The sequence below is a fragment of the Ornithinimicrobium jinqii genome (assembly GCF_045032595.1).
In the GTDB taxonomy this organism is placed as follows: domain Bacteria; phylum Actinomycetota; class Actinomycetes; order Actinomycetales; family Dermatophilaceae; genus Ornithinicoccus.
The window spans coordinates 24,045-47,301 of record NZ_JBJFZS010000005.1 but is presented as its reverse complement, the minus strand read 5'-3'; the positions used below and the strand labels follow the sequence as shown (position 1 = coordinate 47,301).

23 protein-coding genes are annotated in these 23,257 nt (G+C 73.2%); 19 read left to right on the top strand and 4 right to left on the bottom strand.

The features are described 5' to 3' along the window. Nucleotides 1–5 precede the first annotated feature (5 nt). The 10 genes from ACI3ET_RS02260 (at nt 6) to ACI3ET_RS02215 (ending at nt 10,420) form a co-directional block, all read left to right on the top strand. A complete protein-coding gene (locus ACI3ET_RS02260) occupies nt 6–1,040 on the top strand; it encodes a tRNA (adenine-N1)-methyltransferase (RefSeq protein WP_405031330.1) in 1,035 nt (344 codons plus the stop codon). Between the two features lie 3 nt (nt 1,041–1,043). After that, a complete protein-coding gene (gene arc / locus ACI3ET_RS02255) occupies nt 1,044–2,675 on the top strand; it encodes a proteasome ATPase (RefSeq protein ID WP_405031329.1) in 1,632 nt (543 codons plus the stop codon). 5 nt (nt 2,676–2,680) lie between these two features. Further along, nucleotides 2,681–3,055 (top strand): DUF3054 domain-containing protein, encoded by a 375-nt coding sequence (locus ACI3ET_RS02250; protein ID WP_405031328.1) that lies wholly within the window; start codon nt 2,681–2,683, stop codon nt 3,053–3,055. Between the two features lie 64 nt (nt 3,056–3,119). Further along, nucleotides 3,120–5,156, top strand: a complete 2,037-nt coding sequence (locus tag ACI3ET_RS02245; RefSeq protein WP_405031327.1) for an MFS transporter — start codon at nt 3,120–3,122, stop codon at nt 5,154–5,156. Then, complete coding sequence (locus tag ACI3ET_RS02240) at nt 5,153–5,704, top strand: helix-turn-helix domain-containing protein (RefSeq protein WP_405031326.1); 552 nt, start codon at nt 5,153–5,155, stop codon at nt 5,702–5,704. The genes ACI3ET_RS02245 and ACI3ET_RS02240 overlap by 4 nt, the downstream gene beginning before the upstream one ends. Before the next feature lie 21 nt (nt 5,705–5,725). After that, the gene (gene dop / locus ACI3ET_RS02235; protein ID WP_405031325.1) at nt 5,726–7,267 is read left to right on the top strand and encodes a depupylase/deamidase Dop; all 1,542 of its coding nucleotides are present in this window, start codon (nt 5,726–5,728) and stop codon (nt 7,265–7,267) included. Between the two features lie 12 nt (nt 7,268–7,279). After that, nucleotides 7,280–7,480: a ubiquitin-like protein Pup gene (locus ACI3ET_RS02230; RefSeq protein WP_405031324.1), complete on the top strand. Its 201-nt coding sequence runs from the start codon at nt 7,280–7,282 to the stop codon at nt 7,478–7,480. Further along, nucleotides 7,477–8,871 carry a Pup--protein ligase gene (pafA, locus tag ACI3ET_RS02225; protein WP_405031323.1) on the top strand — a complete coding sequence of 465 codons (1,395 nt, stop codon included), beginning with the start codon at nt 7,477–7,479 and terminating at the stop codon, nt 8,869–8,871. The genes ACI3ET_RS02230 and pafA overlap by 4 nt, the downstream gene beginning before the upstream one ends. A 97-nt stretch (nt 8,872–8,968) precedes the next feature. Beyond that, nucleotides 8,969–9,970 (top strand): FKBP-type peptidyl-prolyl cis-trans isomerase, encoded by a 1,002-nt coding sequence (locus ACI3ET_RS02220; protein ID WP_405031322.1) that lies wholly within the window; start codon nt 8,969–8,971, stop codon nt 9,968–9,970. A gap of 51 nt (nt 9,971–10,021) precedes the next feature. After that, nucleotides 10,022–10,420, top strand: coding sequence for an FKBP-type peptidyl-prolyl cis-trans isomerase (locus tag ACI3ET_RS02215; RefSeq protein ID WP_405031321.1), 399 nt, complete (start codon nt 10,022–10,024; stop codon nt 10,418–10,420). Nucleotides 10,421–10,469: 49 nt separating this feature from the next. On the opposite strand, the gene glsA is transcribed toward ACI3ET_RS02215, so the two are convergent. Together glsA and ACI3ET_RS02205 are read right to left on the bottom strand one after the other, a co-directional pair. Then, nucleotides 10,470–11,405 (bottom strand): glutaminase A, encoded by a 936-nt coding sequence (gene glsA, locus ACI3ET_RS02210; protein ID WP_405031320.1) that lies wholly within the window; start codon nt 11,403–11,405, stop codon nt 10,470–10,472. 9 nt (nt 11,406–11,414) lie between these two features. Continuing rightward, entirely contained in the window at nt 11,415–12,563 is a 1,149-nt protein-coding gene (locus ACI3ET_RS02205; RefSeq protein WP_405031319.1) for a DUF3866 family protein, read from the bottom strand. Between the two features lie 40 nt (nt 12,564–12,603). Here ACI3ET_RS02205 and ACI3ET_RS02200 point away from each other — a divergent pair, with 40 nt between their 5' ends. From ACI3ET_RS02200 to ACI3ET_RS02170, 7 genes are read left to right on the top strand one after another with little or no spacing between them, the layout of a single operon-like run. After that, the gene (locus ACI3ET_RS02200) at nt 12,604–13,599 is read left to right on the top strand and encodes a helix-turn-helix transcriptional regulator (protein ID WP_405031318.1); all 996 of its coding nucleotides are present in this window, start codon (nt 12,604–12,606) and stop codon (nt 13,597–13,599) included. Further along, nucleotides 13,599–14,579: a helix-turn-helix transcriptional regulator gene (locus tag ACI3ET_RS02195; protein ID WP_405031317.1), complete on the top strand. Its 981-nt coding sequence runs from the start codon at nt 13,599–13,601 to the stop codon at nt 14,577–14,579. The genes ACI3ET_RS02200 and ACI3ET_RS02195 overlap by 1 nt, the downstream gene beginning before the upstream one ends. A 51-nt stretch (nt 14,580–14,630) precedes the next feature. Beyond that, nucleotides 14,631–14,930: a Sec-independent protein translocase subunit TatA gene (tatA, locus tag ACI3ET_RS02190; protein ID WP_405031316.1), complete on the top strand. Its 300-nt coding sequence runs from the start codon at nt 14,631–14,633 to the stop codon at nt 14,928–14,930. A 24-nt stretch (nt 14,931–14,954) separates the two neighbouring features. Beyond that, on the top strand, nt 14,955–15,782 hold the full coding sequence (gene tatC / locus ACI3ET_RS02185; RefSeq protein WP_405031315.1) for a twin-arginine translocase subunit TatC: 828 nt from the start codon (nt 14,955–14,957) through the stop codon (nt 15,780–15,782). After that, nucleotides 15,779–16,672, top strand: coding sequence for a diacylglycerol/lipid kinase family protein (locus tag ACI3ET_RS02180; protein ID WP_405031314.1), 894 nt, complete (start codon nt 15,779–15,781; stop codon nt 16,670–16,672). Before tatC ends, ACI3ET_RS02180 begins: the two co-directional genes overlap by 4 nt. A gap of 10 nt (nt 16,673–16,682) precedes the next feature. Then, nucleotides 16,683–19,568, top strand: a complete 2,886-nt coding sequence (locus tag ACI3ET_RS02175) for a DEAD/DEAH box helicase (protein ID WP_405031313.1) — start codon at nt 16,683–16,685, stop codon at nt 19,566–19,568. Nucleotides 19,569–19,618: 50 nt separating this feature from the next. Further along, entirely contained in the window at nt 19,619–20,827 is a 1,209-nt protein-coding gene (locus ACI3ET_RS02170; RefSeq protein ID WP_405031312.1) for an acetyl-CoA C-acetyltransferase, read from the top strand. Nucleotides 20,828–21,040: 213 nt separating this feature from the next. Here the strand turns inward: ACI3ET_RS02170 and ACI3ET_RS02165 are convergent, their stop codons facing one another. Then, nucleotides 21,041–21,994 (bottom strand): 5'-3' exonuclease, encoded by a 954-nt coding sequence (locus ACI3ET_RS02165; protein ID WP_405031311.1) that lies wholly within the window; start codon nt 21,992–21,994, stop codon nt 21,041–21,043. Between the two features lie 34 nt (nt 21,995–22,028). On the opposite strand from ACI3ET_RS02165, the gene ACI3ET_RS02160 reads away from it, so the two are divergent. Together ACI3ET_RS02160 and ACI3ET_RS02155 are read left to right on the top strand one after the other, a co-directional pair. Next, nucleotides 22,029–22,259 (top strand): hypothetical protein, encoded by a 231-nt coding sequence (locus tag ACI3ET_RS02160; RefSeq protein ID WP_405031310.1) that lies wholly within the window; start codon nt 22,029–22,031, stop codon nt 22,257–22,259. 5 nt (nt 22,260–22,264) lie between these two features. Next, a complete protein-coding gene (locus ACI3ET_RS02155; protein WP_405031337.1) occupies nt 22,265–22,729 on the top strand; it encodes an Lrp/AsnC family transcriptional regulator in 465 nt (154 codons plus the stop codon). A 15-nt stretch (nt 22,730–22,744) separates the two neighbouring features. On the opposite strand, the gene ybaK is transcribed toward ACI3ET_RS02155, so the two are convergent. Beyond that, nucleotides 22,745–23,242 (bottom strand): Cys-tRNA(Pro) deacylase, encoded by a 498-nt coding sequence (gene ybaK / locus ACI3ET_RS02150; RefSeq protein WP_405031309.1) that lies wholly within the window; start codon nt 23,240–23,242, stop codon nt 22,745–22,747. Nucleotides 23,243–23,257: the final 15 nt, after the last annotated feature.

Genomic DNA, 23,257 nt, shown 5'->3' with positions numbered 1-23,257 from the left:
ACCCGGTGACGACCCCCGCGACCGGCGCCGACCTGCGCCGCGGCCCCTTCCGGCCCGGTGACCGCGTGCAGCTGACCGGCCCCAAGGGCCGTCTGCACACGATCACCCTCGAGCCGGGCAAGGACTTCCACACCCACCGTGGCCACCTGCGCCACGACGACATCATCGGCGCCCCCGACGGCAGCGTGGTCCGCCACAGCTCCGGCGTCGACTATCTCGCGCTGCGGCCCCTGCTGTCGGACTACGTCCTGTCGATGCCGCGGGGAGCCCAGGTCGTCTACCCCAAGGACGCCGGCCAGATCGTCACCTGGGCCGACATCTACCCCGGGGCCACCGTCGTCGAGGCCGGCGTCGGCTCCGGCGCCCTGTCCCTGTCGCTGCTGCGCGCCGTCGGCGACACCGGCCACCTCTACAGCTTCGAGCGGCGCGAGGACTTCGCCGAAATCGCCAGGGCCAACGCCCGCGCCTTCTTCGGCCAGGACCACCCGGCCTGGACCGTCACCGTCGGTGACCTCGTGGAGGCGCTGCCGCGGACCCTCGATCCGGGGACCGTCGACCGCGTCGTCCTCGACATGCTCGCGCCCTGGGAGTGCCTGGGCGTCGTCGGGGACGCGCTCGCGCCCGGAGGCGTCCTCATCTGCTACGTCGCGACCGCCACCCAGCTCTCGCGGGTCGCCGAGGCCGCCCGGACCCACGGCGGCTGGACCGAGCCGCAGGCGTGGGAGACGCTCCTGCGCGGCTGGCACCTGGAGGGCCTGGCCGTGCGCCCCGAGCACCGCATGCACGGGCACACCGGCTTCCTGCTGACCGTCCGCCGGCTGGCCCCCGACACCACGGCGCCCCTGGTCAGGCGCCGACCGGCCAAGGGGTCCTACGGCGAGGACTACGTCGCCCACGACGAGGGCGAGTGGAGCGCCGAGGAGCTGGGCGAACGGTCCGTGTCCGACAAGCGCCTGAGGCGCACGGTGCGCGACGCACGCGCCACGGCATACCCGCGCGGGGTTCCCGACCAGACGATCTCTGCCGACGAGGAGGAGTAGCCGGTGACCGACCAGACCTTCCGCGAGCGCCACCTGCAGCAGCAGGTGCACACCCTGACCTCACGACTGAGCGAGGTCAAGGCCACGAGCGATCAGCTGGCCGAGACGCTAAAGCACGCCAGGACCCAGATCATGGGCCTTCGCGAGGACGTCGACGCCCTCGCGAGCCCGCCGCTCACCTTCGGCCAGGTGCTGCACATCGTCGGGGACGGCACGGTCGACGTGTCGGTCGCGGGGCGGCGGCTGCGCACGCACATCTCCTCCGAGATCGACACCGACGAGCTGCGCCCCGGGCGCGAGGTGCTGCTCAACGAGGCGCAGTCGGTCGTGGCGCTGGGGGGCTACGAGCGGTCGGGCGAGGTCGTGATCTGCAAGGACCTGCTCGGGGACGACCGCGTGGTCGTCATCGTGCGCGGGGAGGACGAGCGGGTGTGCCGACGCGCCGGGTCACTGCGCGACGCGCCGGTCAAGCTCGGGGACGGGCTGCTCATGGACTCGCGGAGCGGGTTCGTCACCGAGCGGATCCCGCGCCCCGAGGTGGCCGAGCTGGTGCTCGAGGAGGTGCCCGACATCTCCTACGACGACATCGGCGGGCTGGCCGGGCAGATCGAGCAGATCCGCGACGCGGTCGAGCTGCCGTTCCTGCACGCCGACCTCTACGAGGCGCACCAGCTGCGGGCACCCAAGGGCGTGCTGCTCTACGGTCCGCCCGGGTGCGGCAAGACGCTCATCGCGAAGGCGGTGGCGGCGTCGCTGGCCCGGCAGACGGCGCGGGTCCGCGGGCAGGAGTACGAGTCGAGCTACTTCCTCAACATCAAGGGCCCGGAGCTGCTCAACAAGTACGTCGGCGAGACCGAGCGCCACATCCGCTCGATCTTCCAGCGCGCGCGGGAGAAGTCCGCGGACGGCGTACCCGTGGTGGTCTTCTTCGACGAGATGGAGTCGCTGTTCCGCACCCGTGGGTCTGGCGTGTCCTCCGACGTGGAGACCACGATCGTGCCGCAGCTGCTCGCTGAGATCGACGGGGTGGAGCGGCTCGACAACGTGATCGTCATCGGGGCGTCGAACCGTGAGGACATGATCGACCCGGCGATCCTGCGGCCAGGGCGGCTGGACGTCAAGATCAAGATCGAGCGGCCGGACGCCCGGGGAGCCCGGGACATCTTCACGAAGTACCTGACGACGGAGGTGCCGCTCCACCCCGACGAGGTGGCGGCGCACGGCGGCGACCGGCAGGCCACGGTGGACGCGCTCATCGACGCGGTCGTGGGGCACATGTACGACGTGTCGCCCACCAACGCCTTCCTCGAGGTCACCTACGCGGGCGGCGATCGGGAGGTCCTCTACTTCAAGGACTTCGCGTCGGGGGCGATGGTGCACAACATCGTCGACCGCGCCAAGAAGCGGGCGATCAAGGACCTGCTGACCCGGGGCGAGGAGGGGCTGCGGATGGCCCACCTCGAGGGGGCCTACCTCGACGAGTTCCGCGAGAACGAGGACCTGCCGAACACGACCAACCCCGACGACTGGGCGCGGATCTCGGGCAAGAAGGGCGAGCGGATCACCTACATCCGCACGCTGGTGGGCGACGCCAGCGGCACCCACCCCGGCCGCTCCGTCGACCCGGACCGCTGACGGGAATGGCCAGGGGCGCGTTCTTCCTCGACCTGCTCGTCGTGCTGGTCTTCGCTGCCGCGGGCCGCCGCAGCCACGACCTCGACGGCTCGGTGCTCGGGGTCCTCCAGACCGCGTGGCCGTTCGTCGTCGGTCTCGTCGTCGGGTGGACGGCGGTCGGCCGCCAGCCCGCGGAGCGTCGGGTCTGGTGGCTGGACGGGGCCGTCATCACCGTGACGACCCTGGTGATGGGGATGCTGCTGAGGCTGATGAGCGGCGAGGGGGCGGCACTGCCGTTCGTGCTGGTCGCCACGACGGTCCTGGCTCTCGGGCTGGTCGGGTGGCGGGCGGTCCACGCGTTCGTCCGCGACCGCCGTTCCGGGACGACCGCCTCGACCTGAGTCGCGCCACGGGGCACGTCCGGAGCGACAGCACGGCGCGTCCGGTCGTGGGAAGATGGTGAACATGCGTTCACCCGAGTCGGCGGTCTCCCGCCCCGCCCCGTCGACCGGGCTGATCATCACAGTGCTGGCGCTGTGCGGGACGCTGGTGTCCCTGCAGCAGACGCTGGTCCTGCCGCTGCTGCCGGACTTCCCGGAGATCCTGGGCACCACGAGCGACAACGCCTCGTGGCTGGTGACCGTCACCCTGCTGACCGCCGCCGTCGGAACCCCGATCGTCTCGCGGCTCGCTGACATGTTCGGCAAGCGGCTGATGCTCATCCTGTGCATGTGGGCCGTCATCGTCGGGTCGATCGTCGCGGCGCTGAGCACCAGCCTGGAAGTGGTTCTCGTCGGCCGGGGCCTGACCGGGCTGGGCGCCTGCCTCGTGCCGGTCGGCATCAGCATCATGCGGGACCACCTCCCCGCCGACCGGGTCGGTTCCGGCGTGGCGCTGATGTCGGCGACCCTCGGCATCGGGGGAGCGATCGGGATGCCGCTCGCGGGCGTCATCTACCAGAGCTTCGACTGGCACACGCTCTTCTACGTCTCCGGCGGGTTCGCGGTCGTGATGCTCGTCGCCGTCCACCTCGTCGTCCCCGAGTCGACCGTCAAGACACGCGGACGGTTCGACTACGTCGGGGCGCTGCTGCTCTCGGTCGCGCTGACCTGCTTCCTGCTCGCGGTGAGCAAGGCCGGGTCCTGGGGCTGGCTCGACCCGCTCACCCTCAGCCTGCTCTCCGTCGCCCTGATCGTCCTGGCTGCCTGGGTGCCGTGGGAGCTGCGCACCGGTCAGCCCCTCGTCGACATCCGCACCTCCATGCGACGGACCGTGCTGCTGACCAACAGCGCGTCGGTCCTCGTCGGCTTCGCGATGTTCGCCAACTTCCTCACCTCGGTGCAGCAGGTGCAGATGCCCAGCGACACCGGCTACGGCTTCGGGCTCTCGGTCGTCTCGACCGGCCTGTTCATGCTGCCCAGCGGCATCCTCATGGTCGCCATGGCCCCGGTCGCGGCCACGCTGATCCGGCGGCACGGCCCGCGTGCCGTCCTCATCACCGGCTCCCTGGTGATGGCCGTCGGCTTCATCGGCCGCTCTCTGCTGCACGGCTCGGTGCTCGAGGTGATGGTGACCTCCGGCCTCGCCTCGCTCGGCACCGCCCTCGCCTTCGCCGCGATGCCGACGCTCATCATGCGCGCCGTGCCGATCACCGAGACCGCGTCCGCCAACGGCCTCAACACCCTGCTGCGCTCGATCGGGACCTCGTCGGCCTCGGCCATGGTCGCGGCCGTCTTCGCGGCGTCCATGGTCACGACGGCCTCCGGCGAGGACGCCCCGACGTTCACGGCCTACCAGGTGGTTTTCTGGGCCGGCGCCGGCGCGGCCCTCGGGGCGGCGCTCATCACCGCGTTCGTCCGCCGCCCGGCCCGCGTCGTCGAGCCGGTGGACGCCCACGTCGGCCGCGGGACGGCCGGCGAGCGCACCCAGGTCCAGCCCGAGGGCGAGCTGCCGGAGCTGCTCGTCCGCGGTCGCGTCCTCTCCCCGCAGGGGCGGCCGATGCGGCAGGCCGTCGCGACCGTGCTGCACCCTGACGGTCGCCACGTCGACTGGGGCCGCACCGACAACGACGGCCGCTTCGCCCTCGCCCTGCCCGAGGCGGGCCGCTACCTGCTGATCGTCTCGGCCGAGGGGTGGGCTCCGCAGTCCGGCCTGGTCGAGCTCGGCGCCGACGAGCCGCAGGCCATCACGATGACCCGCCGGCTGCTGCTCTCCGGTCACGTCACCGACGCGGGCCGACCCCTGGGCGACGTGCTGATCTCGCTCATCAAGCACTCGGGGGAGTACGTCGCCACGACGCAGGCCGACGCGACCGGCACGTACGAGATCGGCCTGCCGCCCAGCGGTCGCTACGTCATCACGGTCGTCGACCACGCGACCGGCCGCACGCGCTCCCGGGCGCTCACCGTGCTGTCGACCTCGACCACGCTCGACATCGACATCGAGACCGGCATCCCCCGGCTGCTCGAGCGGGCCGGTCCGACGCCGGCGGCGCTGCCGTGACCACCACGGCCCACGACAACCGCGAGGCGGTCCTACGCACCGCCCGCCGGCTCTTCGGCGAGCGGGGGTTTGCCGCGGTGACGATCCGCGAGGTCGCCGCCGGGGCCGGCGTGTCCCCGGCGCTCGTGATGAAGATCGCCGGCTCCAAGGACCAGCTCTACGCGCTCGCCACGCCTGCCGAGCCCCCACCCCTCCTGCCGGACACGCCGCTCGACGGCCTGGGCGAGCTCCTCGTGCGCCGCCTGCTGCGCCGCCGCGACGAGGACGTCGCCGAGCCCTGGCTGCGCGCGATCTACCTCCTCCATGACGCGCCGGACCCCGACGCCGCCCGCGCGGAGTTCCGCGAGCGCTTCCTGCACCGCTTCCCCGACGAGGGGGAGGGGCGCAGGTATGCCGACCAGCTCGCCTGCCTCCTGCTCGGGCTGGCCGCAGGGGTGCGCTCGTTCCGCCTCCTCGACCCGGGCACGACCGACACCGAGTCGGTCGTGCGGGAGTACGGCGGGCTGGTGCAGCAGGTGCTCGACCGGATGCCGCCGTCCGTAGGGTGAGGACATGAGGAGACGACTGCGGTGAGCGTCCGTCGGGTGATGGGCATCGAGACCGAGCTGGGCATCACCAGCACCCAGGTCACGGCGCAGGGCCAGCCGGTGTCGCCGATGGTGCTCTCCGGCCAGGTCGTGCGGGCCTACGCAGCGGGCGCCGGTCCCGAGGCGGCCATGTGGACCGGGGCCGGCTGGGACTACGCCGACGAGACGCCGCTGCGCGACGCGCGCGGCTACGAGATGGCACGGGCCCTGGCGCACGTCTCCCAGCTCACCGACCTCGAGGACCCCACGATCGCGACGTCGGTCCTGTCCAACGGAGCCCGCTTCTACGTCGACCACGCCCACCCGGAGTACTCCTCCCCGGAGGTCACCTCGCCGCGCGAGGCGGTCCGCTACGACCGGGCCGGCGAGCTCGTGGCCCGGCTGGCCGTCGAGACGCTCGGGGAGGACGGGCGCGAGGTGCGTCTCTACAAGAACAACGTCGACGGCAAGGGCGCCTCCTACGGCACCCACGAGAACTTCCTGGTGCCGCGGACCGTCCCCTTCGACCGGCTCGCCCAGCAGCTGATCCCCTTCCTCGTCGCCCGCCCGGTGATCGCCGGCGCCGGGCGCGTCGGCATCGGGCAGGCGAGCGAGCGGCCAGGCTTCCAGCTCAGCCAGCGGGCGGACTACCTCGAGGCCGAGGTCGGGCTGGAGACCACGCTGCGGCGCCCCATCGTCAACACCCGCGACGAGCCGCACGCGACCCCGCACGTGCACCGGCGGCTGCACGTCATCGTGGGCGACGCGACGATGGCGGACGTCACGACCCTGCTGGCGGTCGGGTCGCTCAGCGGGGTCCTCCGGGTCGTCGAGACCCACCCGGAGCTCGTCCCGGACGTGCGGCTTGCCGACCCGGTCGGGGCCGCCCACACGATCTCCCACGACCCCACCCTGAGGGCCACCGTCCCCACGGCCGACGGTCGCACGCTCAGCGGCATCGACCTGCTGGAGGCCTACCTCGAGGCGGTCGAGCAGGCCGCGGGCTCCGGCCACGAGGCGTGGCCCGGGGACGAGGACACGATGGAGGTGCTCACCCGGTGGCGCGGAGTGCTGGACGCGCTGCGCCGCGACCCGGCGCAGGCGGTCGAGCAGGTCGAGTGGGTCGCCAAGCTGTCGCTCCTCGAGCGCTTCCGGGAGCGTGCCAGCGTCGGCTGGGACGACCCGCGGCTGGCCGCGATGGACATCCAGTGGCACGACCTCGACCCGGCTCGCGGCCTCGCACAGAAGCTGCGCGCCGCCGGTCGGCTCGAGCGGCTCGTGCCGGACGACACGATCGCCACCGCGGTCACGCAGCCGCCGGAGGACACCCGCGCCTGGTTCCGCGGCGAGTGCGTGCGGCGCTTCGGCACCGACGTCCGGGCCGCGTCCTGGGACTCGGTCGTCATGGTCGACGACCGTGGCCGGCTGCGCCGCGTGCGTGTGCCCGAGCCGACCCACGCCACCCGCGAGCGGGTCGAGGCCCTCCTCGCACGCCATACCCGCACCGCCTCCCTGCTCACCGAGCTGGCGAGCGAGGACGTCTGAGAGGATCGACCCATGTCCGAGCAGCAGCAGTTCTCCCGCCGTCGCGACGACGCCCCGGAGCCCGAGGCGCCGGAACCTCCGCCCCCCGCGGCGCAGGCGCAGAACTCCGAGCGCGACGCCGCGCTCGACTCGATCCTCGACGAGATCGACGGCGTCCTGGAGCGCAACGCCACGGAGTTCGTGCACGGTTTCGTGCAGAAGGGCGGGCAGTGACCCCTCCCGTCCGCCGGATCATCGGGATCGAGACCGAGTTCGGGGTCAACGCGACCTTCCGCGACGGTCCCCGCCTGTCCCCGGAGGAGGTGGCGCGCTACCTGTTCCGCAAGGTCGTCGCGTGGGGCCGCTCGAGCAACGTCTTCCTGTCCAACGGCTCGCGGCTCTACCTCGACGTCGGCTCCCACCCGGAGTACGCCACCGCCGAGTGCACGGACCTGCTCGACGTGGTCGCCCACGACAAGGCGGGCGAGCTCATCGTCCAGGACCTCGCCGAGGACGCCGAGCGCCGGCTGGCCGAGGAGGGCATGGACGCGACCGTCTACATCCTCAAGAACAACGTCGACTCGCGCGGCAACTCCTACGGCTCGCACGAGAACTACCTCATCCAGCGCGACGGCCGCCTCGAACGGGTCACCGACACCCTCGTGCCGTTCCTGGTCACCCGGCAGCTGGTCAGCGGCGCGGGACGGCTGCACGTCGTGGGGGAGCGGGCCACCTACCTCGTCTCCCAGCGGGCCGACCACATGTGGGAGGGCCTGTCGTCGGCGACCACCCGCTCGCGCCCGATCATCAACACCCGCGACGAGCCGCACGCCGACCCGGAGCGCTACCGCCGGCTGCACGTCATCGTCGGCGACTCGACGATGAGCCAGACCACGACGCTCATGCGCATCGGCACGACCGACCTCGTCCTGCGGATGCTCGAGTCGGGCACCATCCTTCCCTCCTTCGCCCTCGCCAACCCGGTCCAGGCCATCCGTGACATCAGCCGCGACCCGACCGGTCGCCGGCCCGTGCCGCTCGCCGCCGGTGGGACGATCACGGCGCTGGACATGCAGAGCGAGCTCCTCTCCCTGGCCCAGCGCCACGCGGAGGCGGTCGGGATCGCGGACGTCTCGCCGTACCGCGAGGTGCTGGAGCTGTGGGAGCGGGCGCTGCACGCGATCGAGACCGACAACCTCGGGCTCGTCGACACCGAGATCGAGTGGGTGATGAAGAGGAAGCTCCTGGACGGGTATGCCGCGCGCCACGGGCTGGAACCGCACGACGAGCGCCTGCAGCAGCTCGACCTCGCCTGGCACGACGTCCACCCCACGCGTGGGCTCGTCCACATCCTGCAGCGATCCGGCGCCGCCCGGATCCTCGTCGACGACGCCCGGGTGGCGCGCGCCATGGTCGAGCCTCCGCAGACGCGGGCCCGGCTGCGCGGTGACTTCGTCCGTGCGGCCCAGGAGCACGGACGCGACTTCACCTGCGACTGGGTCCACCTCAAGCTCAACGACTCGGCGCAGCGCACGGTCGTGCTCAAGGACCCGTTCGCCAGCGTCGACGAGCGGGTCGAGGAGCTGGTCGCGATGATCCACCGGGACGGTGGGCCCGGTCGCTGAGCCACTCGGCACGACCGTCCTCCCACCGAACACCCAGGTTGGTGCGGTTAGGCTGTCCCGGTTCTTCCCCCACCCTCGACGATCAAGGAAACTGCGCGTGCGCTCTCCCCGACTGCGGCTGGCTGCCCTCGCTGTGGCCCCGATCCTCTTCCTCGGTGCCTGCAGCACCGAGGGCGGCGCCGACGGCGCCGCCACCTCGGACGACGCGGCTGCCACGTCGATGGCACCGACCGGCGACGTCTCCGAGCTCTCCGTCGACACCGACGGCGACGCACCGGCCATCACCTGGAACGACGAGCCGTTCGCCGACGGCGAGCTGCCGTTCGCGGTCGCGAGCACCCAGGCCGAGACGGTCGAGGAGGGCGACGGCGACGAGGTGGCCGAGGGCCAGGAGGTCCAGGCACGCTACATCGCCTTCAACGGCGCCACCGGCGAGCAGGTCCTGTCGACCTTCGAGGCCGACGAGTCCGTGACGCTAGACCTGAGCAACGAGAACCTCTTCCCCGCCTTCCTCGACAACCTGCCGGGCCGCAGGGTCGGCGAGTCGGTGCTCATGGCCATCCCGGCGGCCGAGGCGTTCGGGACCGCCGGCAACCAGCAGCTGGGCATCGGCGCGGAGGACACCCTGGTCTTCTACCTCGAGCTCGTCGAGGCCCGCGACCCGCTGACCAAGGCCACGGGCGCCGAGGTGGAGCCCGAGGAGGGCCTGCCCCAGGTCGAGGCCGACGGCGAGTCGGTGGCGCAGATCACGATCCCCGAGGACGCCGAGGAGCCCACCGAGCTCGTCGTCCAGCCGCTCGTCGAGGGCGAGGGCGCCGAGGTCAAGGCCGGTCAGACCATCAAGGTCCACTACACCGGCGTGACCTTCGCCGACGGCGAGGGCTTCGACAACTCCTACGACCGGGGCACCCCGGCCGAGTTCCCCATCGGTGTCGGTCAGGTCATCCCCGGCTGGGACGAGGGCCTCGTCGGGCAGACCGTCGGCTCGCGCGTGCTGCTGGTGATCCCGGCCGAGCTGGCCTACGGCACCGACGCGGAGGCGCACGAGCTGGGCGGCCAGACGCTCGTCTTCGTCGTCGACATCCTCGGCGCCTACTGATCCTCCGCGCGCACACCACACCCCGTCACCCTCTCGACGAAGGAGAACCCCATGACCGACTCGCCCTTCGGCCAGGTCAAGAAGGCCAAGCCCGAGATCGACTTCCCCGGCGACACCCCGCCCTCCGAGCTCGTGCTCGATGACCTCGAGGTCGGCACCGGCACCGAGGCGACGGCCGGCAGGACCGTGTCCGCGCACTACGTCGGCGTCGCATGGTCCACCGGCGAGGAGTTCGACGCGTCCTGGAACCGCGGCGAGCCGCTCGACTTCACCGTCGGCGTCGGCCAGGTCATCCAGGGCTGGGACCAGGGTCTGCTGGGCATGAAGGTCGGCGGCCGCCGCAAGATCACCATCCCGCCGCACCTGGGCTACGGCGACCGCGGCGCAGGCGGCGCGATCAAGGGCGGCGAGACCCTGATCTTCGTCGTCGACCTCGTCGACGTGCGCTGACCCCCACCCGCTCCTGCGTGCGGGGGTCGCCAGGGTCGGCGACCCCCGGTCAGATCTTCGCCAGCCCGGGGCGCAGCAGGTGCAGCGAGAGCTCCCCGGAGAGCTTCTCGAGCGCGAGGATCCCGCGCACCGAGCTGCCGTGGGTGTCGAGGCGGGGGGAGTAGGCAGCGATCCCGCACCGGCCGGGCACGGCCGCGATGATGCCGCCGGCGATGCCGCTCTTGCCGGGCAGGCCCACCGACGTGACCCACTCGCCGGCGTCGTCGTACATCCCGCAGGTCATCATCACCGACAGCACCTGCCGGGCCGCCAGCGGGCTGAGCACCTGCTCGTCGGTGCCCGGCACCACCCCGTCATGGGCCAGGGTCGCGGCCATCCGCGCGAACTCGACGGTGGTCGCCTCGATCGCGCACTGCCGCGTGTAGCCCTGCACGACGTCGTGCGGGTCGCCGGGGAGCACACCCAGGGCCTTGAGCAGGTGGGCGATCCCCAGGTTGCGGTGCGCGTCCGCCAGCTCCTGCTCGACGAGGTCCTCGTTGACGGCCAGGTGGCGGCCCGCCATCCGCGACAGCAGGTCGTGCACAGCACGGAAGCGCTCCTCCCCGGTGCGCCCCGGCAGCAGCGCGTGCACCGTCAACGCCCCGGCGTTGATCATCGGGTTGTCGGGCCGGTCGCCGGCCTCGAGCGAGATGCGGTTGAAGGCGTCTCCGGACGGCTCGACGTCCACGTGCTCGAAGACCGTGTCGAGGCCGACGGTGTCGATCGCCAGTCCGTAGGCGAAGGCCTTGGACATCGACTGCACGGGGAAGGCGACGTCTGAGTCCCCGGACGCCATCCGGTCGTCCTCGCTGTCGACGAGCGCCAGCGCGGTCAGGTCGCGGTCCGCCTCCCGGTGGACCGGCAGCTCGTGCGGCTCACCGTCGTCGACCTCGCGGACGCTCTCGACGATCCGGTCCATCAGCGCCTGCAGGTCCGCGGTGTCCACGCCTGCAGCCTAGGGGGACGCGGGGGTGGACCCGGGTGCGCCTGGTCCCGCGCCGAGCATCCTGGCGGCCGCCCGTCCGGCCGCGGCCGCCGCGACGAAGGAGGCGGCGTCCTCCTCCAGGTCGCGGCCCATCGTGGACAGGCGGACGGGGGAGTCCGCGAGCGCGTCGAGCAGTCCGTCGACCGGGACGTCCACAGGGCGCAGGTGCGGGGCGACGAGGACGAGCTCGGCGACCGCGGAGCGCACGGCCGCCAGGCACTCGTCCGTGGCCGGGAGACCCGTCTGCCCGAGGGGCAGCGGGACGTCGGCGGGATGGGCCAGGACCCGGGCGTATGCCGTGGCGCTGTGGTGGGAGAGGCCACGGTGGCGGGGGCGGGGGTCGGCCTGCGAGACGCGCAGCGAGGCGACCGGCGAGCCGCCGAGCACCGCCGCGGCGTTGAGGGTTTCGCCGGCGGACACCCCGGAGAACCCCCACCGGGTGCCGGTGCCCAGGTTGCCGGGTCCTTGCGCGACCACGACGACGTCGGCGCCGGCGACGAGGTGGGCGGCGAGCAGGGCGCTGTGGACGGTGACGGCCTCGAGGTCGCCGCCGTAGGCCTGCCCGGCCGTCACCACGCACTGCAGCCACCCGGCGGCGCGCAGCTCCGCGCAGGTCCGGGAGAACGCCGACGGCAGCGCCCCACCGTCGGTCATCACGTAGGCGACCCGGGCGTCCGCGCGCTCCTGCCGCACCCCCGCCAGCACTGCGGGGAGGGAGGAGTGCAGGTCGGCCGCGACCACCGGCATGCCCCCCAGGTCGTCCGCCCCGGCCAGCACCCGGTGGTGCTCGCCCTCGGGGTCGTCCACCCCCAGGACCATCGTCTGCAGGGGGGTGTAGCGGGCCTTGACCAGATGGCCGGGGTGGTCGTGGTCCCGGCGGGGCCAGGCCGCCGGTCGGTCGGGGACCGCGACGACCACGGCATACCCGCCGGTGCCCAGCCCGCGCTCCTGGGCGGTGACGTTGAGCAGCACCCGGTCGCCCGGCTCGGGCGTGCCGACGAGGTCGGGGTAGGCGAGGGCTCGCACGACGCCGAGGTCCTCGACCTCGACCGTCATCAGCAGCACCCCGTCCCACGCCGGCAGCAGCTCGCGCACCGTGCCCTGCCGCCACTGGATCACCGGGGCAGCCTATGCCGGGCGCCGGGGTAGCGTGTGCCCCATGGCCCGACCCACCCCCGCCGCTGCCAAGACGGAGCGGCTGCTCAACCTGGTGATCGCGCTGCTGTCCACCCGTCAGCCGCTGACCAAGGCGCGGATCCGTGAGGCGGTGCCGGACTACCAGGAGGGCAACGACGAGGCCTTCGAGAGGATGTTCGAGCGCGACAAGGACGAGCTGCGGGCGCTGGGGATCCCGCTGCGCACCGAGGCCGTGGACCCGTTCTTCGACGACGAGCAGGGCTACCGCATCGACCAGCGGGAGTACGCCCTGCCCCAGATCGAGCTCGAGCCCGACGAGGTCGCCGTCATCACCCTGGCCAGCCGGGCGTGGTCGCAGGCGAGCCTCGCGGGGCCGGCGGCGCAGGCGCTGCGCAAGCTGGACGCGGCCGGCCTGCTGCGCGACGACGCGTCGGTCGCCGGGATCGAGCCGCTGCTGCACACCACGGAGGCGGCCTTCGAGCCGGTCCGGAACGCCGTGCTCTCCCGGACCGTGCTCGCCTTCGACTACCGCAAGGCCGGCGAGGGCGGGTCGACGCCGCGGCGGGTGCAGCCCTGGGGGCTGACCAGCTGGCACGGCCGCTGGTACCTCACCGGTCACGACCTCGACCGCGGGGCTCCGAGGGTGTTCCGGCTCGACCGCATGGTCGGGCGGCCCCGGGCCAGCGGCCGGCCGGGCGCCTTCCAGGTGCCGGCCGCCCACGACGCGACCTCGATGATCCGCACCTCCCACGGGGACGACGCCGGGGCCACGACGACGGTCCGGCTGCTGGTCCGGGACGGCGCGGCGTCCTCGCTGCGCCGCCGCGGCACGGTCGTCGGCGGCCGGGACGGCTGGGACGAGCTGCAGCTGGAGGTGACCGGCGTGTCCTCGACGGTGCAGGAGGTCTGCGCCGCCGGGCCGGAGGTCCGGGTCCTCGAGCCGGAGCACGTCCGCGAGGCCGTCGTCGCCGCGCTCACCGCTGTCGTCGAGGTGCACGAGGGCGGGGGAGAGGGCTGATGGCCACCTACGAGAGCGCGACCTCCCGGCTGGGCCGGCTGCTGACGATGGTGCCCTGGCTGCTGAACCGCCAGGGGATCGACCTCGCGCGCGCCGCCCAGGAGCTCGGCGTCAGCGAGGAGCAGGTGGTGGACGACCTGCAGCTGCTCTTCGTCTGCGGGCTGCCGGGCCACTACCCCGACGACCTCATCGACGCCTCGTGGGAGGACGGCCGCGTCTTCGTCTCCAACGCCGACACCATCGCCCGGCCGCTGCGGCTCGGTCGCGACGAGGCGCTGGCCCTCATCGTCGCGCTCCGCGCGCTGGCCGGCACGCCCGGTCTCGGCGACCACGACGCCATCGACCGGGCGCTGGCCAAGCTCGAGGCGGCCGCCGGGGACGCGGCGGCCACCGCCGACCAGGTCAGGGTCGACCTCGAGCCCCCGCTGGACGACGAGCTCGCGGTGCGGCTGCGACGCGGGCTGTCGCAGAACCGGCGTCTGCACCTGCGCTACACCGTCGCCAGCCGCGACGAGACGACCGAGCGCGACGTCGACCCGATCCGCGTCGCGAGCGTGGACGGCCGCTGGTACCTCGAGGCCTGGTGCCACCGGGCGCAGGGCGTGCGGCTGTTCCGCCTCGACCGCATCGAGGACGTGACCGTGCTGGACGAGGACGGGACCCCGCCCGCGGACCTGCCTGCCCGCGACCTCGGGGCCGGGGTCTACCGCGCGGCGCGCACCGACGAGCGGGTGACGCTCGAGCTCGCCCCCAGCTCGGCCTGGATCGCCGAGAGCTTCCCGGTGGAGCGGACGGAGCGACGCGACGACGGGAGCCTGGAGGTCGTGCTCCGGGTCGCCGACCCCCGGTGGCTCCACCGTCTGGTCTGGCGCGCGGGCGGTGCCGTGCGCGTCCTCGCCCCGGCCGGGACGGCTCGGTCGGTGGTCGAGCAGGCCCGTGCTGCGCTCGAAGGGCACCTGCAGCCGGCGGGGATAGACTGACGACCTCCAGCACGGCCCCCGTGCGCCCGACAGCCGAAGAGGATCGTCCCCATGCGCCTGCAGGCCTGGCACGTCATCGTCCTGATCATCGCGTTCATCCTGCTGTTCGGCTGGAAGAACCTGCCCAACGCCGCGCGCAGCCTCGGTGAGTCGATGCGGGTGTTCAAGTCCGAGGTCGACCAGATGAAGGACGAGAACGCCGCGCGCAAGGACAAGGACGTCCCTGAGCTGCCCGAGTCGGGCGAGGCGACGGGCGGGGACCCCCGCACCGACCCGCGCGAGCCCCGCGACGTCCGGGACGTGCGTGACGTCCGCGACCCCGGTACCGACCCCCGCGACCCGCGCGCGTAGGGCAGCGGCACGGCATACCCGCTCGTGGCCCGCGCCCCACGCACCAAGGACCCCGAGGGACGGATGTCCCTGGGGGACCACTTCCGTGAGCTCCGCAACCGCGTCCTGGTCGCCTCGCTCGCGGTCGCCGCGCTGTCCGTCGTCGGCTGGGTGTTCTACGACCAGATCATCGCCTTCTTCGTCGCCCCCATCGAGGCCGTCTCGGCCGAGCGTGGCGACGACGAGCTCGTCACGCTGCGCTTCCAGAACATCACCGAGGCCTTCGCGATGCAGCTCAAGGTCGCGATCTTCTCCGGCATCCTGCTGGCCAGCCCGGTCTGGCTCTGGCAGCTGTGGGGCTTCCTGCTGCCCGGGCTGCGCCGGCAGGAGAAGAAGCTGGCGCTGACCTACTTCTTCGTCAGCGTGCCCCTGTTCCTGGCCGGGGCAGCGCTGGCCGCCTTCACCTTCCCGCGACTGGTCGCGGTCCTGCTGAGCTTCACGCCGGAGGGGATCGCGAACTTCCCGGGCGCCACCGAGTTCCTGTCGCTGTGGCTCTACTTCATGCTCGCCTTCGGCCTGGCCTTCCTGCTCCCGGTCGTGCTCGTCGGGCTCAACCAGGTCGGGATCCTGTCGGCCCGCGCCATGCTCAAGAGCTGGCGGGTGGTCCTCTTCGGCATCCTCGTGTTCTCCGCGTTCATGACGCCCGACCCCTCCGCCTGGACCATGCTCGCGATGGCAGCCCCGGTCTTCTTCCTCTACTGGTGCGCGGTCGGCGTCGCCTTCGCTCTCGAGCGCCGTCGCAAGCGCCGCGGCGACGACCCGCGCGACCGCTACGCCGGGCTCTCGCCCGACGAGGCGACCCCCCTGCCATGAGGTATGCCGTCGCGCACGGACGGCGGTCCGGGCGCGGCGGGGCCGCGGCGCTGGGGGCCGCGGCGGTCCGGCGGCTGCGCGCCGCGGGCCACGGGGTCGTCGAGATCGAGGCCTCGTCGCTGGAGGAGGCCCGGGCGGCCTGCGAGTCCGTCGTGGCCGACGGCGTCGACGTGCTCGCGGTGGCCGGCGGCGACGGGGTCGTGAGCATGGCGACCGATCTGTGCGCAGGGACGGACACCGCCGTCGGGATCCTGCCCGCCGGCACGGGCAACGACAACGCCCGCTCGCTCGGCATCCCCCTGGACGCGGACGGTGCGCTCGGGGTCCTGCTCAGCGGGCACGCCCGCCGCGTCGACGCCCTCCACCTGCCCGACCTCGACCGTCACGTGCTGGGATCGGTGAACGCCGCCCTGGACGCCCGGATCGCGCACCGGGCCACCCGCCTCCCGCGGGTGCTCGGCGCCGCGTCCTACACGGTCGCCGCGCTGGCGGAGATCGCGCTGCTGCCCTGGCGCGACGCGCCGACCTACCGGATCACCGCGGACGGGTCGACGGAGGAGGTGGAGGCGCTGGTCGTCACGGTCACCAACATGGCCTACCTCGGCGGCGGGCTGCGTCTCTCGCCGCGCTCCGATCCCGCCGACGGGCTGCTCGACCTCGTCGTGATCGGTCAGGTCGGCCCGGTCGAGGCACTGGGGCTGCTGCGGGACGTGCGCGCGGGGCGCGCCAGCGCCCACCCGGCCGTCACCGTGACACCGGTGCGCTCGGTGCGGGTCGAGGGGCCGGTCGACGTGCTCGTCCACGGCGACGGCGAGGCGATCGCACCGCTGCCGCTGTCGGTCCGCGTGGCCCCGTCGGCCCTGCGGGTGGTGGCACCCCCGCTGGCATAGCCTGAGGGGCATGGCCAGTCCCGCAGAGCGCTACGCCCGGTCCCGCGAGCAGGCCACCTGGGCCGCCAGCCCGGCCGGCCGCTTCGCCGCCTCGCTCGACTTCGACCTCGACCCCTTCCAGCTCGAGGCCATCGCCGCCGTGCAGGAGGGCTCGGGGGTCCTCGTGGCCGCGCCGACAGGGTCGGGCAAGACGGTCGTGGGGGAGTTCGCCGTCGCCCAGGCGCTGGAGACCGGGCGCAAGGCGTTCTACACGACCCCGATCAAGGCGCTGTCGAACCAGAAGTACCACGACCTCGTGGCCCGGCACGGTGCCGCCACGGTCGGCCTGCTCACCGGCGACGCCTCCATCAACGGCGACGCACCCGTGGTCGTGATGACCACCGAGGTGCTCCGCAACATGATGTACGCCTCCTCCTCCACCCTGACCGGGCTCGGGTACGTGGTGATGGACGAGGTGCACTACCTGGCCGACCGGTGGCGCGGAGCCGTCTGGGAGGAGGTCATCATCCACCTGCCCCCCTCGGTGCAGGTGGTGTCGCTGTCCGCGACGGTGAGCAACGCGGAGGAGTTCGGCGACTGGCTGCGGACCGTGCGCGGTGGCACGCCGGAGAGCATGCGGGTCATCGTCGCCGAGCACCGGCCGGTGCCGCTGTGGCAGCACATGATGGTCGGCACCACGTTGTTCGACCTGTTCGTCAACGAGGGCGGGGGAGAGGGCAGCACCAGGGTCAACCCCGAGCTGCTGCAGCGCATCTCGCAGGCCGAGCGCAGTACCGGCTGGGCCCGCGAGGACGCCGGTGCGCCGCGCGGCCGCAGGGGCGCGGTCCAGGGCCGCTACGTCTCGCACCGTGGGCGGGACGACCGGAGGCGGGACGACCGGGGTCGTCGACCGCGGGACGTGACGCCGGTGCCCGAGCGGGGGGCGCTGCCCGGCGGCGCCGCCAGCCGGGCCCAGGTCATCGACCGGCTCGAGCGGCAGGGGCTGCTGCCGGCCATCACCTTCATCTTCAGCAGGGCGGGCTGCGACGGGGCCGTCCAGCAGCTGCTCGGACGCGGCACCCGGCTGATCCCGGAGGGGGACGGGCGCGAGATCCGCAACCTCGTCGAGCGGCGGGTGGCCGAGGTGGACCCTTCCGACCTCGGCGTGCTCGGCTACCACGACTTCGTCGAGGGGCTCTCGCGCGGCTTCGCGGCGCACCACGCGGGCATGCTCCCCCTCTTCCGGGAGGTGGTCGAGGAGCTGTTCACCGTCGGTCGCGTCCGAGCGGTCTTCGCCACCGAGACGCTCGCCCTGGGCATCAACATGCCGGCCCGCACCGTGGTGCTGGAGAAGCTCATGAAGTTCAACGGGGAGAGCCACGTGCCGGTCACCCCGGCGGAGTACACGCAGCTCACCGGCCGTGCCGGGCGGCGCGGGATCGACGTCGAGGGCCACGCCGTCGTGCTGTGGCGCCGGGGCGTCGACCCGGTGGAGATCGCCGGCCTCGCCTCCACCCGGACCTACCCCCTGCGCTCCTCCTTCCGGCCCAGCTCCAACATGGCGGTCAACCTCGTCGCTCAGTACGGCCGCGCCCGTGCCCACGAGCTGCTCCAGAGCAGCTTCGCCCAGTTCCAGGCCGACCGCTCCGTGGTCGGGCTGACCACGAGGGTGCGCGAGAACCAGACGGCGCTGGAGGGGTATGCCGAGGCGATGGAGTGCGACCGCGGCGACTTCGGCGAGTACGGCCGCATGCGGCACCAGCTGGGCGAGCCGGAGAAGAAGATGGCCCGGGTGCGCCAGGTGGAGCGGCGGGCCGACATCGCCCAGGGCCTGGAGGACCTCGAGCCCGGCCAGGTCATCCAGCTCGACGGCGGTCGCAAGGGCACGATGGCCGTCGTGCTGCGCAGCCCGCGGACCCCGACCGCCTCGCCCGAGCCGTCGGTCCTGACGTCCAACGGCAGCCTGCAGCGGCTCACCGTCGCCGGCTTCAAGGACGTGCCGGAGGTGATCGGCACGCTGCGGATCCCGCAGCACTTCAACCCACGCAGTCCCAGGTCGCGCAAGGACCTCGCGTCGGCGCTGCGCGACACCGTGCGCGAGCCACCACCCTCCAGGAAGGGGCGGCAGCGGGGGGCCCAGCCCGACGACGGGGCGACGGAGACCGCATACTCCTCGGTGCGGGGCGGGGAGGACCGGGTCGACGAGCTGCGGAGCCGGCTCAAGGCCCACCCGTGCCACGCCTGTCCTGAGCGTGAGGAGCACGCCCGGTGGGCGGCCCGCTGGTGGAAGCTGCGGCGCGAGACCGACGACCTGCAGCGGCGGGTGTCGAACCGCACGAACACGGTCGCCACCACCTTCGAACGGATCTGCGACCTGCTGTCCGGGCTCGGCTACCTCACGCCGGACGGCCAGGCGGTCACGCCGGAGGGGGGGCGGCTGCGGCGGATCTACACCGAGCTCGACCTCGTCGTCGCCGAGGCCCTGCGGCGCGGGACCTGGGCCCGGCTGACGGCGCCCGACCTCGCAGCCGTCGTGTCCGCGCTGGTGCACGAGGCGCGCGGAGACGCCGTCGGCGTCCCGCGGATCCCGACCGTCGAGGTCGAGGAGGCGCTCGGGGAGATGGCCGTCATCTGGCGCGAGGTCGCCACGCTGAAGAGCGAGCACCACCTCGACGGCGACCGAGAGCTGGACGCGGGCGTGGCGTGGATGATGCACCGGTGGACCGCCGGGCGCAGCCTCGACGAGGTGCTGCGCGACGGTGACCTGTCGGCGGGTGACTTCGTGCGCCGCTGCAAGCAGGTCGTGGACCTGCTGGGCCAGATCGCGCAGGCCGCCGACCCGCACGTCGCCCGCACCGCTCGGCAGGCCAACGACACGATCCTGCGCGGGGTCGTGGCCGCCGACCGGCTCGACTGAGGCGGAGCGAGCGTTAGGCTCGCCGGAACCCGTCATCGAAGAGGAGAACCATGTCCGAGATCGTCGTCTGCTCCCCCCTGCGCACGCCGGTCGGCGGCTTCCTGGGCAGCCTGTCGTCGCTGTCGGCGGCGGACCTGGGCACGCAGCTGCTGACGGCCCTGCTGGAGCGGACCGGCCTGCAGGACGGTGACGTCGACGACGTGATCGTCGGCAACGCCAACCCCAGCGGCGAGATCCCGGCGCTCGGGCGCGTCCTGGCGCTCAACGTCGGTCTCGACTCCGCCCCGGGCATGCAGCTGGACCGGCGGTGCGGGTCCGGGCTGCAGGCGGTGCTCACCGCGGCGTCGCACGTCGCGGGGGGCGGCGCCGACCTGATCGTGGCCGGGGGAGCGGAGTCGATGAGCCAGGTGGAGCACTACGCGCTGCTGCGGCAGGGGGTCAAGGGTGCGGGCGTCGAGCTGGCCGACCGGCTGGCGCGTGCGCGGTCGACGGCCGGTGGGGAACGGCACCCGATCGCCGGTGGGATGATCGAGACCGCGGAGAACCTGCGGCGTCAGTACTCCATCTCGCGCGAGGCCCAGGACGCCCTGGCGCTGCGCTCCCACCAGGCGGCGGCCGCGGCTGCGGCGGCGGGCCGGTTCGCCGATGAGCTGGTGCCGGTAGAGGTGGCCGGGCGCGGGGGAACGGCGGTGGTGGACGCCGACGAGCACATCCGGCCGGACACGTCGATGGAGGTGCTCGCCGGGCTGCGGCCGATCCTGGGACGGCAGGACGCGGAGGCGACGGTGACCGCCGGCAACGCGAGCGGTCAGAACGACGCGGCCGCGCTGTGCGTGGTGACCACGCGGGAGACCGCCGAGGCCAGGGGGCTGACGCCGCTGCTGGCGCTGCGGTCGTGGGCGGTGGCCGGCGTGGCACCCGAGACGATGGGCATCGGCCCGGTCCCGGCCTCGGCGAAGGCGCTGGAGCGTGCCGGCCTGACGATGGAGGACCTGGACCTCATCGAGCTCAACGAGGCCTTCGCCGCGCAGGCGCTGGCCGTGCTCACCGAGTGGGGGATGAGCGACCCCTCGACGTGGGACCGGTTGAACCCCAACGGTTCCGGCATCTCGCTGGGTCACCCGGTCGGGGCGACGGGGGCCCGGATCCTCGCCACGTTGGCCCACGAGCTGCACCGCCGCGAGGGTCGCTACGCCCTGGAGACGATGTGCATCGGCGGCGGCCAGGGGTTGGCCGCCGTGTTCGAGCGCGTGGTCTGAGGCGGGGCCACGCTGACGGTTCCCCCGGGGCCACGCCCCGCCGACTACCCGGCACATGTCGTTCTTCCCGGCGGATGCATCCGACGGGAAGCACGATTTCCGCCGGGTAGTGGGGCGGGGCAAGGAGTGGGCGGTGCAGGAGTGGGTGGTGCAGGAGTGGGCGGTGCGGCGGCGAGGGGAGGGGGCCAACGTGAGGGGAGTGCGGGGCGGGCGCTACTCGGGGCGCAACTTCAGGGCCCGCATGAGCCGGCCCACCGGGCTGCCGAGGTCGTAGGCCTCGACCAGCTGCTGCAGCGTCGCCGGGTCGGCGAGCTCCCGCGGGACGGTGAGCGGCACGTCGGGCAGGGGGGCGTCGTGGGCCACGTGGACGACGAGCGGCGCGACGTCGAGGTAGTCCGCGGCCGCCTCGAGGTTGGTCCGCCTCGCGCCCTTGATCGCCGGGTCGCCGTCGGCCACCGCCTGGCGCAGGCCGGCCAGCGACCCGTAGGTGGTGATGAGGTGCGCGGCCGTCTTGTCCCCGATGCCCTTGACCCCCGGCAGGCCGTCGCTGGTGTCCCCCCGGAGCATCGCCATGTCCGCGTAGGCGGCCCCGGTCGCCACGCCATACCTCGCCTGCAGGTCCGCCTGGCGGAGGACCTCGGCGTCGCGGACCCCGCCGCGCGCGGTGTAGACGACCGTCACGTCGGCCTCGTCGTCGACGAGCTGGAAGAGGTCGCGGTCCCCGGTGACGACGGCGACCGGTCCTCGGCCGCGGTGCCGGACGGTGAGCGTGCCGATGACGTCGTCCGCCTCGTAGCCGTCCGAGCCCAGGACGGGGATGCCGAACGACTCGAGCGCACGCCGGATGATCGGCACCTGCGCCTCGAGCTCGGCCGGCGCCTCCTCCTTGTCCTGCGTGCCCGGGACGAGCCGGTGCGCCTTGTAGGTCGGGATCGCCCGGACCCGGAAGTCGGGTCGCCAGTCGTTGTCCCAGCACGCGACGAGGTGGGTGGGGGAGAAGCGGGTGACCAGCGTGCTGGTCATGTCGAGCATCCCGCGCACGGCGTTGGTCGGGGTGCCGTCCGGAGCCTGGCGCAAATCCTTGACGCCGAAGTAGGCGCGGAAGTAGAGCGAAGCGGTGTCCAGAAGGAGCAGGCGCGCGGCGGGCGCGGCGGAGTGCGTGCTCATGGGGCCCCAGGGTAGGCCCTGCTAGCGTGGCGTGGTGCTCCGAGACCGCCTGCCGTGGATCGTCGTGCTGCTGACGCTCGCGACCTCCGTCGTGCTGCTGCTGGGGCCGCTGTGGACGACTGCCGAGGGCGAGAACCCGCTGGAGCGTCCGCCCGGCGTGGACTACGACGCGGTGCTGCGCCTGGGGCTGCCGACGATCGCCGTGGCCCTGGCCGTCGTGGTCGCGTTCGCCGTCGGGCGACGGCCCGCGGGAGGACGACCGTGACCGGTATCGAGCCGCTCGACCGGCACATCGTCGAGGTCCTGTCGCAGGACGGACGCGTCTCGTTCGCGGACCTCGGCCGCCAGGTCGGGCTGTCCACGTCGGCCACCCACCAGCGGGTCAAGCGGCTGGAGGAGAAGGGCATCATCCAGGGCTACCGGGCCGTCGTCGACTACGCCGCGGTCGGGCTGCCGCTGACCGCGCTCATGTCCGTCACCCCCTTCGACCCCGCCGCGGACGACGACATCCCCGAGCGCCTTGCGAACATCGAGGAGATCGTCGCCTGCTGGTCGGTGGCGGGCGACGAGAACTACATCCTGCTCATCCGCGTCGGTCGGCCGCAGGACCTGGAGGAGCTGCTCGGCCGGATCCGCCAGCAGGGCTCGTGCTCCACCAACACCACGATCGTGCTGTCCACCCCGTGGGAGGACCGGCTGGGCCGGCTGCCCGAGGAGCGGCCCGAGCCGACCTGACCGAGCCAGGCGCCCTCAGCCGCGGCGGGCGATCGCCGCGCAGCGGCCCTCGACGAGCTGCAGGAGCGCGCCGGGCGCGAGCTCGAGGTCCAGACCCCGCTTGCCACCGCTGACGAGGATCGTGGCGTGCCCGGTGGCGGAGGAGTCGAGCACCGTCGGCAGCCGCTTCTTCTGCCCCAGCGGGCTGATGCCGCCGACGACGTAGCCGGTCGTCCGCTCCGCCACCGCAGGGTCGGCCATCGTGGCCCGTTTGGCACCGAGCGCTGCGGCCGCGGCCTTGAGGTCGACCGTCGTGTCGACCGGGACGATCGTCACGCCGAGACCGTGGTCGGTGTCCACGAGCAGCGTCTTGAAGACGCGCCCGGGCTCCACGCCCAGGGCCTCGGCCGCCTCGAGCCCGTAGCTCGCCGCCCGCGGGTCGTGCGCGTAGGCCCGCACCGCGTAGGTGACCCCGGCCCGGTCGAGGGCGACGGTCGCGGGCGTGCCGCCGCCCTGGTGCTTCTTCTTGGCCACCGGGTCAGGGTATGC

Bases quoted from the DNA above. Each gene is read 5' to 3' on its own strand.
- ACI3ET_RS02250 (WP_405031328.1), top strand. From the start codon at position 2,681: ATGGCCAGGGGCGCGTTCTTCCTCGACCTGCTCGTCGTGCTGGTCTTC.
- ACI3ET_RS02245 (WP_405031327.1), top strand. From the start codon at position 3,120: ATGCGTTCACCCGAGTCGGCGGTCTCCCGCCCCGCCCCGTCGACCGGG.
- ACI3ET_RS02230 (WP_405031324.1), top strand. From the start codon at position 7,280: ATGTCCGAGCAGCAGCAGTTCTCCCGCCGTCGCGACGACGCCCCGGAG.
- ACI3ET_RS02215 (WP_405031321.1), top strand. From the start codon at position 10,022: ATGACCGACTCGCCCTTCGGCCAGGTCAAGAAGGCCAAGCCCGAGATC.
- ACI3ET_RS02200 (WP_405031318.1), top strand. From the start codon at position 12,604: ATGGCCCGACCCACCCCCGCCGCTGCCAAGACGGAGCGGCTGCTCAAC.
- ACI3ET_RS02195 (WP_405031317.1), top strand. From the start codon at position 13,599: ATGGCCACCTACGAGAGCGCGACCTCCCGGCTGGGCCGGCTGCTGACG.
- tatA (WP_405031316.1), top strand. From the start codon at position 14,631: ATGCGCCTGCAGGCCTGGCACGTCATCGTCCTGATCATCGCGTTCATC.
- ACI3ET_RS02180 (WP_405031314.1), top strand. From the start codon at position 15,779: ATGAGGTATGCCGTCGCGCACGGACGGCGGTCCGGGCGCGGCGGGGCC.
- ACI3ET_RS02175 (WP_405031313.1), top strand. From the start codon at position 16,683: ATGGCCAGTCCCGCAGAGCGCTACGCCCGGTCCCGCGAGCAGGCCACC.
- ACI3ET_RS02170 (WP_405031312.1), top strand. From the start codon at position 19,619: ATGTCCGAGATCGTCGTCTGCTCCCCCCTGCGCACGCCGGTCGGCGGC.
- ACI3ET_RS02165 (WP_405031311.1), bottom strand. From the start codon at position 21,994: ATGAGCACGCACTCCGCCGCGCCCGCCGCGCGCCTGCTCCTTCTGGAC.